Consider the following 13,498-nt stretch of genomic DNA (forward strand, 5'->3'; position numbering starts at 1 on the left):
CAACATAACCCTTAAACAGCCAGATATCCACCATCTACCGGTATAACTGCGCCATTAACATATGAAGCTCCCGGCGAGCACAGGAACGCGATTACCGAGGCCACCTCCCTGGGCTCGCCGTAGCGGTCCACCGGGATGCGGGCGCGCACCGCCGCCGACGCCACCGGATCGTCCAGCAGGCCCCTGGCCAGCGGCGTGACCACGAACCCCGGCGCGACGGCGTTGACCCGGATGCCGTCGGCCGCGTACTCGGCGGCCAGCGAACGAGTGAGTTGCGACACACCGCCCTTGCTCGCGCTGTAGGCGGGACGGTCCCGGCTGCCGGCGAATGCGAACATCGAGGAGACGTTCACGATCGACCCGCCGCGTTCGGCCAGCCCGCCGCGCGCCGCCTGGCAGGCGACCATCACGGCGGTCAGGTTGACCTCGATGACCCGCGCCCAGGAGGACAGGTCGTACTCGTCGCGGTCCAGGCTGACGCCCGCGCAGTTGACCAGGAGGTCGATGCCCGGCCCTGCCGCGTGGTCCGCGACGAGCCGGGTCAGCGCCGCCCGGTCGGTGACGTCCTGCTCGGCGACCGTGACGGCCTCGTGCGCCGGCAACTCGCCCGGGTCGCGGGGCGTCAGGCCGAGCGCGAGGACCCGGGCCCCCAGCTCGGCCAGCAGGGTCGCGGTCGCCGCCCCGATGCCGGAGGTGCCTCCGGTGACCACCGCGCTCCGGCCGGCCAGCAGGTCCGGGCGGAAGGCGCCCGCCGTGGACGTCCCGGTCATCGTGCTCCTCTTCCCGGCCGCACCAGGACCTTGATCTCGTCGCCGCGGCCGTCGAGGAGCGCCTCGAAGCCGCGTTCCACCACGTCGGCCAGCGGAATCGTCGAGGTGACGACCGCGGCGAGGTCCACGCCCTCCTCCGCCACCAGGCGGATCAGCTCGGGGTAGACGTCGCGGTAGCCGACGGTGGTGATGATCGACTGCTCGTTGTTCACCAGGGCGAAGGCGTCCAGGCTCACGGTCTGGGCGAGCCCCACGAGCATCACCCGCCCGCCGCGCCTCGTCGCGCCCAGGCAGGTGCGCAACGTCGCCTCCGACCCCACGACCTCGAAGGTCACGTCGGCGCCCTCGCCGCCCGGCCCGGCCGCCACCCGCAGCGCGTCCGCGGCGGACTCCGCCTCGCGCACGTCGACGACCTCGGTGGCGCCCAGCTCGCGCGCGAGCTTGAGCCTGGACGGGCGGATGTCGGCGGCCACGATCCGGCGGGCCACGCCGTACTTGGCCGCCAGCATGACGATGAGCAGGCCGATCGGGCCGAGCCCGAGCACCGTGACGGTCTCGCCCGGCCGGATCGCGGCACGCCGCAAGGCGTGCAGCGCCACCGCGGCGGGCTCGAACACGGCCGCCTGCTCCAGTGACACGGACTCGGGCAGCCGGTGCAGCATGTAGGCGGGCAGGGTGGCCCACTCGGCCAGCCCGCCGTGCCCCATCAGCCCGGCGAACCCGAAGTGCCGGCACAGGTTGTACTCGCCCTCGGCGCACCTCGGGCACATCCCGCACCGATAGTGCGGCTCGACCGCGACCCGGTCCCCCGGCGAGAGCCCGGGGACGGCCCGCCCGACGGCGGTGACCACCCCGCAGAACTCGTGCCCGAGGATCAGCGGGGCGGCGACCCCCGACTCCGGGTGCGGTTCGCCGACCGGGATGGCGTGCGGCCCGTCGGCGTACTCGTGCAGATCACTGCCGCAGATCCCGCAGTAGGCCACCGCGATGGTCGCCTCCCCCGGACCGGGGGCGCGCACCTCCACGTCGGTGATCCGCACGTCCCTCGCTCCATGCCAGACGGCCGCACGCATCACGCCTCCACCGTCGCCTGGACGCCGAGTGACCGGCGGCGCAGTACGGCGGGAGCCGTCTCACGCAGCCCGAACGACAGCGCGACCACCAGCACCGCACCGCCCGCAGCGATGAACATCGCGGTGGACAGGCCCCACTGGTCGGAGGCCCAGCCCGCGATCACCGGGGCCAGGAAGCCGCCGGCCAGCTCGCCCACGCCCATGATCAGGCCGAGCGCGGTGGCGAGCGCGCCGCGCGGCACCGTCTCGGCCGGGATGGTCGCCATGAAGAGCGTGAAGCAGCCCAGACCGGTGTAGGTGAGCACCATCAGGGCGCCCAGCAGCACCGGGTTGTCCACGAAGACGAGCGCGAACGGGCACAGCACGGCCAGGCAGCTGAACCCGATCAGCGCGGGCTTGCGCCCGATCCGGTCGGAGATGCCGGGCGTGAGGAAGCCCCACAGCACCCAGGCCACGCCGAGACAGGTCATCACACCGCTCATCGCGCCCGGCTCGAACCCCTTGACCTGGGTCAGGTAGCTCGGCGTGAACGTGATCAGGATGATGAACCAGGTCAGGTAGCAGCAGGCGATCAGCATGCACAGCACGACGTTGCGCAGCTTGATCACTTCGCTCAGCGGCGTCTTGGGCGGCGCGGGCTCGCCGGCCGTCTCCTGCCTCCGCACCGGAGGGCGTTCCTTGACGGACTTGGCGATCCACGCCGCGATCAGCAGGCCGGGGATGATCGTGACGTAGAACGCCGTGCGCCAGCCGTACGACTCGGCCAGCCAGACCACGACGATCGGCGCCAGGATGCCGCCGAGCAGGCCCGCGGAGGAGCCCTGGACGAGGCCCATGTTCAGGCCCCTGCGGTTCTCCCGCGACGCCTCGGCCATCAGCGACTGCGCCATCGGCAGCACCGCGCCCTCCGACGCGCCCATCAGGGCGCGGGCGGCGAGCAGCCCGGCGAAGCCGGCCATCAGGCCGGAGACCGAGGAGAACAGCGAGAAGAGCACGACCGCCACGATCAGAATGGGCTTGCGGCGGCCGATGCGGTCCGACAACCGACCGGCGACCATTCCGGCAACGGCCCAGGTCAGCGCGAGCACGCCGGACAGCGTGCCGAGCTGTGCGTTGGTCAGGCCGATGTCGGCGTCGATGTAGGGGGCGAGGAAGGCGAGCGCCTGGCGGTCGAAGAAGACGAAGCCGAATGCCAGGAACAGGATGAGGAGCAGCCGGTTCTCATACCGGGCGGCCTGCCGGTCGGTGTTGTCGTTCATGGCGAGATCAGCGGAAGAGGGAGTTGACGTACTCGGCCCCGATGCCGACCTTCTCGTAGTGCTCACGGCACATCGCGATGTAGTCGTGCACGTCGAAGTGGCCCTGCGGGTTGCCTTCCTCGTCCAGCCAGATGAGCGGGCCCTTGACGATGAAGAACGTCTTCATCGGCTCGCCGCTGTCGTAGGCGACCAGGGTGTGCCCCTCGCCGGGGGCCTCGTAGATGAAGTCGCCCGCGGTGGCGGTCCAGGGGCGCTCCAGGTATCCCCACTTGCCGGAGATGGTGTAGGCGAACACCTCATGCGGGTGGTAGTGACGGTTGACCAGCCCGGCTTCCTTGGCGCGCAGGATGTCGGCCCAGCTGTTGTCCTTGACGTTGATCCACAGCGGCCGCGAGCCGACGGTCTCGGTGAACGGCACGTAATACCGGTCGTCGTCGGTGGCCACCTGGGAGAGGTAGACCTCGGGCAGGGCGTCGGGCTTCTGCGAGTTCTGGATCGGCTTGAGATCCTTCCAGAACTCCGACGAGGCGTTTTCGGGCATGTTAACGGTTCCTTTCACCCTTGGATGCCCGAGAGTGAATCCTGCCGCGACCCTCCGTGTCTTTCCTCAACAGGACACGGGGCTTGCCCGATCCGGACCCCTTCGCCCGGGGATCAGGTCAGGCGTCCGACCTGGGCGAGCGCCTGCTTGAGCAGAATGCCCTGCCCGCCCGACATCTCCTGCTGCACGGCGGGCGACGCGGCCTCCTCAGGCGTGAACCAGATCAGGTCCAGCGCGTCCTGCCGGGGACGGCAGTCGCCCGCGACGGGCACGATGTAGGCGAGTGACACCGCGTGCTGGCGGGGGTCGTGGTACGGCGAGACGCCCGCCGTCGGGAAGTACTCGGCCACGGTGAACGGCTGGGGCGAAGGGGGCACCTGGGGCAGGGCCACGGGCCCGAGGTCCTTCTCCAGGTGGCGCATGAGCGCGTCGCGGACCCGCTCGTGCAGGAGCACCCGCCCGGAGACCAGGGCACGGGAGACCGTCCCATCCGATCCGATGCGCAACAGCAGTCCCACGCGCGTCACCACGCCGCTGTCGTCAACCCGGACGGGCACGGCGTCCACATACAGGATCGGCATCCGGGCGCGGGCGGCCTCAAGCTCCTCCGGAGCGAGCCAGCCGGGCACTGTTTCGGTCATTTCGGTCACCGGTCAATCGTACTGGCCGGGGGCTCTCCCCACCTGGGCGACGCCACGACCGGGGGCGGGTCAGGTGCCGGTGAAGGTGGGCGGGCGGCGGGCGGCGAAGGCCCGGGCGCCCTCGCGGGCGTCGGCGGAGGTCCAGACGTGCTCCACCAGGGCGGCCTGACGTTCCCACTTCTCTTCCTCCGGCCAGGACGGGGCCTGGGTCAGGACGTCCTTGCCCGCCACGACGCCCAGGGGGCCGTTGGCCGCGATGGTGGCGGCCAGGTCCACGGCGGCGGCGAGGCTGCCGCCCGGGCGGGTCACGATGTTCACCAGGCCGAGTTCGGCCAGCCGGGCGACGGGGACCTCCGCGCCGGTGAGCGCCATCTCCATCGCGATGTTGCGGGGCAGCCGCCCGGGCAGGCGGAGCAGCGCCCCGCCGTCGGCCACCAGCCCCCGGCGGACCTCGGGGATGCCGATCCTGGCATCCTCCGCCGCCACGATCAGGTCGCAGGCGAGCGCGATCTCCAGGCCGCCCGCGAGAGCGAAACCCTCGATCGCCGCGATGAGCGGCTTGCGGGGCGGACGGCGGGCGAGTCCCGCGAACCCCCTGCCGGGCGTCTCGCCGGTCTCGCCGCGCAGGAACGCCTTGAGGTCGAGCCCGGCGCTGAATCCGCCCCCCGCCCCGGTCAGCACGCCCACCCGCAGGGAGTCGTCGTCGTCCAGCCGTTCCATGGCCGTGGCCAGCAGCGCGGCCGTGGCGTCGTCGATGGCGTTGCGCGCGTCCGGCCGGTCGACGACGACGGTGAGGATGCCGGGGGCGGGCGTCTCCGTCCGCACGGTGGGCGCGGGGCCGGTCATATGTCCTCCTGGATGAGCGGGATCCGGCCGACGGGGAAGGCGGCCCCGGCGGGTCCGGTGATCGTCAGGTGTTCCACCCCTCCGGCGGCGGCGGGCCGTACCAGCAGCGTGCCGCGCGGCCAGCGGTACTCGGTGCCGCCGTCCGCCCGGCGGGCCGCCGCGCCGAGGACTCCGGCGAACAGCCGGTGCGACAGTCCGGTCTCGGTGGTGCGCAGGGTGGTCGAGCGCAGGGTGGCGACCGGGCCGGGGGGCACCTCCCAGGCGAAGTCCCACCACCCGGGGTCGCGGCCCTCCCGGTTGCCGGGGAGCCTGGCGGGGTCGCGTTCGCGCGTGGCCAGCAGTTCCGCCGTGGGCGGGAAGCCGACCGAGGAGTCGGCGAGCTGGATGACCACGCCGTGCACGGCGTCGGGCGGGATGAACGTCTCCCGCCACGGGAGGTGGGCCAGGTCGGTCTTGACCACGGACAGGCCCAGCCGTCCCACCTCGGCGATGGTGTGCTCGACGTCCGGGACGGTGAACGTCAGGTGGTGCGCGCTCTCGCCGTGCCGGTCGAGGAACCGCCGCAGGAACCCCGACCCGCCGCCCGGCGCCGCGTCCATGAGCTCCAGCCGGGTGCCGCCGGTGGCGTCGCCGAGGTGGCACAGGACGTACCGGAACTCCGGCAGCACCTCCCCCACCAGCGGCGTCGCCCCGAGCCCGCGGCGCAGCTCGCCCAGCCAACGGGGCGCGTCGCGCACCGCGATGGAGGTGTGGTCGAACTCGACGCCCGGCTCACCCATCGGCGGCGGTGCTCCTCAGCCAGTCGCGGTCGCCGATGAGGTCGCGGCAGGTCTCCGCGCGCCGCCACTGCTCGGTGCCCAGCAGCGCCCGGTGGAACGGCAGCAGCGTGGTGACGCCCTCGATCCGGAACCCGGCGAGCGCGTCGAGCATCCGGGCGGTGGCCGCCTCCCGATCGGGTCCCCAGACGACGAGCTTGGCCAGCATGGGGTCGTAGTACGGCAGGACCGCCGAACCGGCCTCCACGCCGGAGTCCACCCGGACGTGCTCGCCGCGCGGCTCGGCGTACTCGCCGATCGTGCCGGGCGCGGGCAGGAACCGCTTGGCGGCGTTCTCGGCGTTGATCCGGCACTCGATCGCGTGCCCGTCGATCTCCAGGTCGTCCTGGGTGAACGGCAGCGGCTCCCCGGCGGCGATCCGCACCTGCTGCTCGACGATGTCGATGCCGGTGATCATCTCGGTGACGCGGTGCTCGACCTGGATGCGGGTGTTCATCTCCAGGAAGTAGAACTCGTCCGCGACGAGCAGGCCCTCCACCGTGCCCGCGGACCGGTAGCCCGCGGCCTTGGCGGCGGCGACGGCGATCTCGCCGATCCGCTCGCGGGTCTCGGCGCCGACGTGGGGGGCGGGCGACTCCTCCACCAGCTTCTGGTGGCGGCGCTGGATGGAGCAGTCCCGCTCGAACAGGTGGACCACCTCGCCGTGGCCGTCGGCGAGGATCTGGACCTCGACATGGCGCGGGTCGTCGAGGTAACGCTCCAGGTAGACCGTGGGGTCGCCGAAGAAGCGTTCGCCCTCGCCGCTCGCGCCGGTGATGGCGTCCTGGAGCTCGCCCGGCGCGCGGGCGACCCGGAAGCCCTTTCCGCCGCCCGCCCCGGACGCCTTGACCGCGATCGGGTAGCCGATCTCCGCCGCGTCGGCCAGGGCCTGGTCCAGGTCGCGCACCGGTTCCAGGGAGCCGGGCACGACGGGGACGCCGGCGGCGGCCATGCGCTCGCGGGCCGCGATCTTCGAGCCCATCGCCCGGATGGCGTCGGCGGGCGGGCCGATGAACACCAGCCCGGCCTCGGCGCACGCCTCGGCGAAGGCCGGGTTCTCGGCGAGCAGGCCGTACCCGGGATGCACGGCCTGCGCGCCGCTGCTCAGGGCCGCCTCGATCACCCGGTCGGCGCGCAGGTAGCTGTCGGCGACGGGCCCGCCGCCCAGGCACACCGAGGCGTCGGCGGCCCGGACGTGGACCGCATCGGCCTCCGGCTCGGAATGGACGGCGACCGCTTCGATGCCCATGCGGTGCAGGGTCCGCGTGACGCGCACGGCGATCTCACCGCGGTTGGCGACGAGCACTCGGGAGAACACGGCGCCTCAGCCCAGCGTGACGAGGAGCGCGCCTTCTTCGACCGCGTCGCCCTCCCCGACGTGGACGGCGGTCACTGTGCCGGACTCCTCGCTCTCCACGGGGATCTCCATCTTCATCGACTCCAGGATGACGACGGCGTCGCCCTCCTCCACGACGTCACCCGCGCGGACGAGCACCTTCCACACGACGGCGGACGTATCCGACTCGATCTCGGCCATGGGGTGGTTCTCCAATCGACTCTTGCTGGTGGGATGTCAGGGGCGCAGGCTCCACTGGCGGCGCTGCGGGCCGACGGTGGAGCCGAGCCGATGCAGGGAGGCGTTGAGGAAGGCGCAGACGACCTCGCGGGTGTCGCGCGGGTCGATCATGTTCTCCACGCCGAACGCCTCCACGGTCTTCCAGGGGTCGGCCAGGGCGAGCATCCGCTCCTCGACCGCCCGGCGGTACTCCTCCGGGTTCTCGGCGGCCTCGATCTCGCGGCGGAACCCGGCCTCGACGCCGCCCTCGACGGGCAGGTCGCCCCATTCGGCGGTGGGCCAGGCGATGCGCAGGCTCAGGCCGTCGGGGCGCGAGGTGGCGGACACGGCCATGCCGTACGCCTTGCGGACGTGCACGGTGACGACCGGCACCTCGGCCTGGATGAGCGACTGGATCGCCCGCATGCCCCAGCGCACCACGTTGCCGCGCTCGGCGTTGGGGCCGACCATGAAGCCCGGCACGTCCACGAAGTAGACGATGGGCAGGTGGAAGGTGCTGCACAGGTCCACGAAGCGGACCTGCTTCTCGGCACCGGCCGCGTCGAGCGCCCCGCCGAGGTGGCTCGGGTTGCTGGCCACGACGCCCACCGGGATGCCGTCCATGCGGGCGAAGCCGGTGCACACGGCCCGGCCCCAGCCGGGTCCGACCTCGAAGAACGAGTCGCGGTCCACGATCGCCTTGACCAGCTTGGACGCCTTGTACGGCCGGCGCCGGTTCTCCGGCACGATGTTCAGGACCTCGTCCACGCGCCGGTCCACCGGGTCCTCGCGGGGCCCGCGCGCCGGCAGCTCCCACACGTTCTGCGGCAGGTAGCCGAGCACGGTCCGCATCTGCTCGATGGCGTCGTCCTCGTCCTCGGCCAGGTTGTCGATGGCCCCGGACACCCCGGTGTGGATCTTCGCGCCGCCCAGCTCGTACTTGTCCACGTCCAGCCCGAGGGCGCGCTTGACCAGCGGCGGGCCTCCGGCGAACAGCACGGAGTCCTTGGTCATGACGGAGAAGTGGCTGAGCACGGTGCGCCCGGCGGTGCCTCCGGCCGCCGCGCCGCTGACCATGGCCAGCACCGGCACCTCGGAGAGCAGTTCGTACGACCGCTCCCAGCTCAGCGAGCTGACCAGGTAGGAGTGGCCCTTCTCGGCCTGGGCGGCGACATCGCCGCCGATGCCCTCCATGAACATGACCAGCGGGATGCGGTACTCGTGCGCCAGGTCCTCCACGAACCCGCCGAGGCCGCCCTTCATGCGGTCCAGGTAGGTCTGTGGGGCGCCGCCGCGCACGGTGAAGTCCTCGCCGCCGATGGCGACGGGACGCCCGGCGAACTCGCCGAGCCCGCAGACGTAGCTGGCGGGGAGCTTGCCCTGCGTCACTCCGGTGGCGTCCACGTCCTCGTAGGCGGCGAACTCGCCGACCTCGTAGAACCGGCTCGCGGCCCGGTCGATCCGCTCGCGGACGGTGTACCGGCCCTGCGCGTGGGCGCGGTCCACCCGCCGCTGCCCGCCAAGGGCGCGGGCCTGCTCCCGGCGGCGGTCGATCTCGGCCAGTGCCTCCTTCCAGGTGAAGGTCATCGGCCCTCCTCTCTGTCACCGCCGCGTGGGCGGTCGTTGGCGCGTTCGTGGACGGTGGGCCCGGTGGTGGCCGTGGACAGCAGGCGTTTCTGCACCACGCCGGTGCCGACGCTGCGGACGAAGGCGCCGGACGTGGTGAGCTCGACGTAGCGCGGCAGCGCGTACCTGGGCAGGTTGTCCTCGCAGAACCGGAAGAAGGCGAGCACGTCGAAGTCGGCCGGGCCGTCGGGGACGACGAAGACCTTGATCTCGTCCTCGCCGCCCATCTCGTCGGTCACGCCGATGGCCGCGCACTCGCCGACGCCGGGGGCGGTGCGGATCACCGACTCCAGCTCGTAGGCCGAGACGTTCTCCCCGCGCCGCCGCATGCTGTCGGTGAGGCGGCCGACGAAGTAGAGGAAGCCGTCCTCGTCCATCCGGCCGAGATCGCCGGAGTGGAACCACAGGCCGCGCCACGCCTCGACGGTGGCGTCGTCGCGCCGCCAGTAGCCGAGCGTGATCATGTCGGGGTGCTGCGGGCGGTAGACGATCTCGCCTGCCGTCCCGGGCGGCAGGGGCCGGCCCTCCTCGTCGTGGATCTCGACGTCGAACCCGGCGCACGGCCAGCCCGCGCTGCCCCGCCTGCGGCGGGCGGGGGTCTCGAACGTGGGCCCGTCGGCCTCGGTCTGCCCGAACATGCTCTGGATCCGGACGCCCAGGTCGTCCTCGAAGAACGGGTACGCCTCGGCGGGGATCGGCGCGCCCAGGAAGCGGCGCAGCGGCGTGCCGGACGCGGCCTCCCGTCCGAGGGTCATCACGACCGATAGGACCGCGCCGATCACGAAGGCCCAGGTGCACTCGAACCCGGCGATCTGCGGCCAGAACCGCTGCGCGCTGAACCTGCGGTCGAAGGCGACGGCCGAGCCGGACTGGACCACGGCGGGGAACACGATGTGGAAGTCCACGTGGAAGAACGGCAGGACGAAGTAGCCGGTGTCGCCGGGCCCGAGGCCGAGCACGCCCGAGACGACCGCGCCGAGGTTGGAGAAGTAGGCGCGGGGCAGCATCACGCCCTTGGACCTGCCGGTGGTGCCGGAGGTGTAGAGAATGGTGCCCAGGTCGCCCGCGCGCGTGGCGGCGTTGGCCTCGTCGAGTTCGGCGCGTTCGGCCGCGCCGATCGGCTCGGGCGGGCCGTCGTCGATGACGCGCACCGGCGCGGGCGGGTCGTCGCCGAGCCGGTCGAGCAGCTCCCGTTCGGCGACCAGCAGCACGGGGTCGCAGTCGCTCAGCACGAACGCCATCAGCGGGCCCTTGAGCTCGGCGTTCACCGACACCTCGACGGCGCCGATCCACCAGGCGCCGTACTGCCAGGCGAGCCGCCATTCGGAGTTCCCGCTGACGATGGCGACGTGGTCGCCCGGGCCGACGCCGCGCGCCCGCAGTTCGGCCGCACAGCGCCGGGCGGCGCCGGCGAACTCGCCGACGGTCCACTCGGCGCCCGGCCGCCGGAGCAGCACGCGGTCCGGGTGGTCCGCCTCGGCCTCGATGAGGTCGGTGACGGGGCCGTGGCGTCCCGTGCGGACCCCTTCGGGCAACTGGCCTCTCACAGGTGAAGTTCCCCTCCGTTCACATCGATGACCTGCGCGGTGATGTAGGACGCGGCCGGGGAGAGCAGGAAGGCGACGACCTCGGCGATCTCCCTGGGGCGGGCGAGGCGGCCCAGGGTGATCGTGGCCAGCCAGTTCTCGCGCACCGGTTCGGGCACGTCCCGGATCATCGGGGTGTCCACCGCGCCGGGCGCGACCGCGTTGCAGCGGACTCCGGCGCGGGCCAGTTCCAGGGCGACGGTCTTGGTGAGCCCGACGACGCCGGCCTTGGCGGCGGCGTAGTTGGTCTGGCCGAAGGAGCCGTGCCGGCCGGAGGAGGAGATGTTGACGATCGATCCGGCGTCGGAGGCCGACAGGAGCCGGCGGGCGGCCTGGCAGCCGAGCCAGGTCCCGCGCAGGTGGACGTCCACGACCTGCCGCCACTCCTGGTCGCTCATCCGCGCCAGGGTGCGGTCCCTGGTGATCCCGGCGTTGTTGACCAGGCCGTCGAGCCCGCCGAAGGCCGTCTCGACGGCGGCCACCGCGGCCTGCCAGGAGTCGCGGTCGGCGACGTCGAGGGTCACCGGCAGGGTGTGCCCGCCCAGTTCGGCGGCGGTACGGCGGGCGCCCCCGGCGTCCAGGTCGGCGATCGCCACCCGCGCGCCCCGCGCGGCGAGCACCTCGGCGGTGGCCCGCCCGATGCCCGACGCGCCGCCGGTCACCAGGTAGGAGCGTCCCTCGTGCGCGGTCGGCTCACCGGTCATCGCGGGCTCCTCCCACCAGCAGCACGTCCGTGCCGCGCTGCACGACGGTTCCGTCCTGGTCGGCCACGGTCACCTCGACGGTGACCACGCCCGACCCGGGCCGCGAGCGGCTGGGCCGCAGCCCGGCGATGGTCTGGGTGGCGCGGATCGTGTCGCCCGCCCGGGTCGGCGCGACCATGGCGCGCTCGACGTTGAGGTAGCCGAGCACGTTCAGCTCGTCGATCCCGGGGGTGCGCAGGCCGCTGGAGATCGAGAGGACGAGCAGGCCGTGGGCGATCCGCCCGCCGTAGGGGGTGTTGGCGGCGGCCCACTGCTCGTCGGTGTGCAGCGGGTTGAAGTCGCCGGAGAGCCCGGCGAAGGAGACGATGTCCGCCTCCGTCACGGTCCGCCCGGCCGAGACGTGGGTCTCCCCTGCGGTGAGGTCGCCGAAGTGGCGGACGGCGGGGATCGGGCGGCGGCCCGCCGCCGCGGCTGAGCCGGTCACAGTTTGACACTCTCCTTGATGCCGACGATTCCGTTGGGCCGCACGATGAGGAAGGCGACCAGGCAGACCACCACGATGGCTTCGAGCAGGGTGGTGGACAGGTAAGCCGAGACCATGGCCTCCAGCACGCCGAGGACCATCCCGCCGAGCACCGCGCCCCTGATCGAGCCGATGCCGCCGATGATGGCCGCGATGAACGCCTTGAGGGTGATCAGGAAGCCCAGCCCGATGGTGATCGTCCGGAAGCTGGTGATGTACATGAACACGCCGACCATGCCGATCGCGCCGCTGAGCCCGTAGACCAGCGCGACGATCCGGTTGACCTTGATGCCCATCAGCTCGGCGGTGGACCTGTCCTGCGACACCGCGAGGATGGCCTGGCCGTGGCGGCTGCGGTTGAGGAAGAGCTGGAACGCCACCACGATCACGATGGCCACGGCGAGGTTCATCAGCGCCAGGTGCCCGATCCGGATCTCACCGATCATGATCGATCCGCTGGGCAGCAGCCCCTCGGGGAAGACCCTGGGCTGCACCCCCCAGAAGCGCTGGACCAGGTTGCGCAGGATGAAGCCCGCGGCCATGGCCGCGATGAACGCCATGAAGAGCTGGTTGCGCGACATCAGCGGGCGGTAGATCGCGCGCTCGATGCAGATCGCGAGGACCGCGGCCAGTGCCATCGCCGCCACCACGACCAGCCAGAACGGCACGCCGAGCACCATCAGGGTGGCCGCGAAGAAGGCGGAGAAGATCAGTGTGTCGCCGTGCGCGAAGTGCATCAGGCCGAGGACCTGGTAGACGAGCCCGTACCCGACGCACCACAGCGAGTACTGCGCGCCGATGCTCAGCCCGTTGACGAACTGCTGCAGGAAGTAGGTCATGCGGGCGTCCCCCCGGAACGCGCGAAGTAGTGGGAGCCGACCTCGTCGGGCCCGGTCGCGCCCGCGTCCGCGGCGAAGACGATCCTGCCCTCGGTCAGGACGGTGATCCGGTCGCAGAGTTCCAGGGCCTTGGTGACGTTCTGCTCGACGAGCAGCACGCTCATGTCGTTGCCGGCCACGAGGTCCTTGAGGCCCTCGTACACCTGGTCGATCAGCACCGGGGCGAGGCCGAGCGAGGGTTCGTCGAGCAGCAGCAGCGAGGGACGGGACATCATGGCCCGGCCGATCGCGAGGATCTGCTGCTCGCCGCCGCTGAGCAGCCCGGCGGGCGAGTGCCTGCGCCGTTCGATGACGGGCCAGGCGGCGAGGTAGCGTTCCACGTCGGCGGTGATCGCCGAGCGGTCGCTCCTGGTGTAGGCCCCGAGGCGCAGGTTGGCCTCGGTGGACATGCGCGGGAAGACCCGGCGGTTCTCCGGGCACAGCGCGACCCCCCGGGTGACCACCCTGGACGGCGAGTCGCCGAGCAGCGACCTGCCCCGGTAGGAGATCGAGCCCGCGCTGGTGCGGACCTGCCTGGCGAGCACCCGCAGCAGCGTGGACTTCCCCGCCCCGTTCGGGCCGCACACGGCGAGGACCTCGCCGGGCCGCACCTCGAACGAGATGTCGTGGAGGATCTCCGTGACGCCGTACCCGGCGCTCAGGTGGCGCACTTCGAGCACG

15 protein-coding genes are annotated in these 13,498 nt (G+C 72.2%); all 15 read right to left on the bottom strand.

What is annotated here, in order from left to right:
• Positions 1-11: 11 nt before the first annotated feature.
• The gene (locus P3X83_RS37325; RefSeq protein WP_277310099.1) at positions 12-770 is read right to left on the bottom strand and encodes an SDR family NAD(P)-dependent oxidoreductase; all 759 of its coding nucleotides are present in this window, start codon (positions 768-770) and stop codon (positions 12-14) included.
• Positions 767-1,810, bottom strand: coding sequence for a 2,3-butanediol dehydrogenase (locus P3X83_RS37330; protein WP_277310100.1), 1,044 nt, complete (start codon positions 1,808-1,810; stop codon positions 767-769). The genes P3X83_RS37325 and P3X83_RS37330 overlap by 4 nt, the downstream gene beginning before the upstream one ends.
• 32 nt (positions 1,811-1,842) lie before the next feature.
• Positions 1,843-3,102, bottom strand: a complete 1,260-nt coding sequence (locus P3X83_RS37335; RefSeq protein WP_277310101.1) for an MFS transporter — start codon at positions 3,100-3,102, stop codon at positions 1,843-1,845.
• Between the two features lie 7 nt (positions 3,103-3,109).
• Positions 3,110-3,643, bottom strand: coding sequence for a 2,4'-dihydroxyacetophenone dioxygenase family protein (locus tag P3X83_RS37340; protein WP_277310102.1), 534 nt, complete (start codon positions 3,641-3,643; stop codon positions 3,110-3,112).
• Between the two features lie 113 nt (positions 3,644-3,756).
• Positions 3,757-4,293, bottom strand: a complete 537-nt coding sequence (locus P3X83_RS37345) for an NUDIX hydrolase family protein (RefSeq protein WP_277310103.1) — start codon at positions 4,291-4,293, stop codon at positions 3,757-3,759.
• Positions 4,294-4,353: 60 nt separating this feature from the next.
• Entirely contained in the window at positions 4,354-5,130 is a 777-nt protein-coding gene (locus P3X83_RS37350; protein WP_277310104.1) for a crotonase/enoyl-CoA hydratase family protein, read from the bottom strand.
• Positions 5,127-5,909 carry a VOC family protein gene (locus tag P3X83_RS37355; RefSeq protein ID WP_277310105.1) on the bottom strand — a complete coding sequence of 261 codons (783 nt, stop codon included), beginning with the start codon at positions 5,907-5,909 and terminating at the stop codon, positions 5,127-5,129. Before P3X83_RS37355 ends, P3X83_RS37350 begins: the two co-directional genes overlap by 4 nt.
• Positions 5,902-7,263, bottom strand: a complete 1,362-nt coding sequence (locus P3X83_RS37360; RefSeq protein WP_277310106.1) for an acetyl-CoA carboxylase biotin carboxylase subunit — start codon at positions 7,261-7,263, stop codon at positions 5,902-5,904. The genes P3X83_RS37355 and P3X83_RS37360 overlap by 8 nt, the downstream gene beginning before the upstream one ends.
• A 6-nt stretch (positions 7,264-7,269) precedes the next feature.
• Positions 7,270-7,482, bottom strand: a complete 213-nt coding sequence (locus tag P3X83_RS37365) for a biotin/lipoyl-binding carrier protein (protein WP_277310107.1) — start codon at positions 7,480-7,482, stop codon at positions 7,270-7,272.
• 36 nt (positions 7,483-7,518) lie between these two features.
• On the bottom strand, positions 7,519-9,087 hold the full coding sequence (locus tag P3X83_RS37370; RefSeq protein WP_277310108.1) for a carboxyl transferase domain-containing protein: 1,569 nt from the start codon (positions 9,085-9,087) through the stop codon (positions 7,519-7,521).
• A complete protein-coding gene (locus P3X83_RS37375; protein WP_277310109.1) occupies positions 9,084-10,673 on the bottom strand; it encodes an AMP-binding protein in 1,590 nt (529 codons plus the stop codon). Before P3X83_RS37375 ends, P3X83_RS37370 begins: the two co-directional genes overlap by 4 nt.
• Positions 10,670-11,416, bottom strand: coding sequence for an SDR family NAD(P)-dependent oxidoreductase (locus P3X83_RS37380; protein WP_277310110.1), 747 nt, complete (start codon positions 11,414-11,416; stop codon positions 10,670-10,672). Before P3X83_RS37380 ends, P3X83_RS37375 begins: the two co-directional genes overlap by 4 nt.
• The gene (locus P3X83_RS37385; protein WP_277310111.1) at positions 11,406-11,900 is read right to left on the bottom strand and encodes a MaoC/PaaZ C-terminal domain-containing protein; all 495 of its coding nucleotides are present in this window, start codon (positions 11,898-11,900) and stop codon (positions 11,406-11,408) included. Before P3X83_RS37385 ends, P3X83_RS37380 begins: the two co-directional genes overlap by 11 nt.
• Entirely contained in the window at positions 11,897-12,778 is an 882-nt protein-coding gene (locus P3X83_RS37390; RefSeq protein WP_277310112.1) for a branched-chain amino acid ABC transporter permease, read from the bottom strand. Before P3X83_RS37390 ends, P3X83_RS37385 begins: the two co-directional genes overlap by 4 nt.
• Complete coding sequence (locus P3X83_RS37395; RefSeq protein WP_277310113.1) at positions 12,775-13,497, bottom strand: ABC transporter ATP-binding protein; 723 nt, start codon at positions 13,495-13,497, stop codon at positions 12,775-12,777. Before P3X83_RS37395 ends, P3X83_RS37390 begins: the two co-directional genes overlap by 4 nt.
• Position 13,498 lies beyond the last annotated feature (1 nt).

It is taken from the genome of Spongiactinospora sp. TRM90649 (assembly GCF_029382225.1).
GTDB lineage: Bacteria > Actinomycetota > Actinomycetes > Streptosporangiales > Streptosporangiaceae > Spongiactinospora.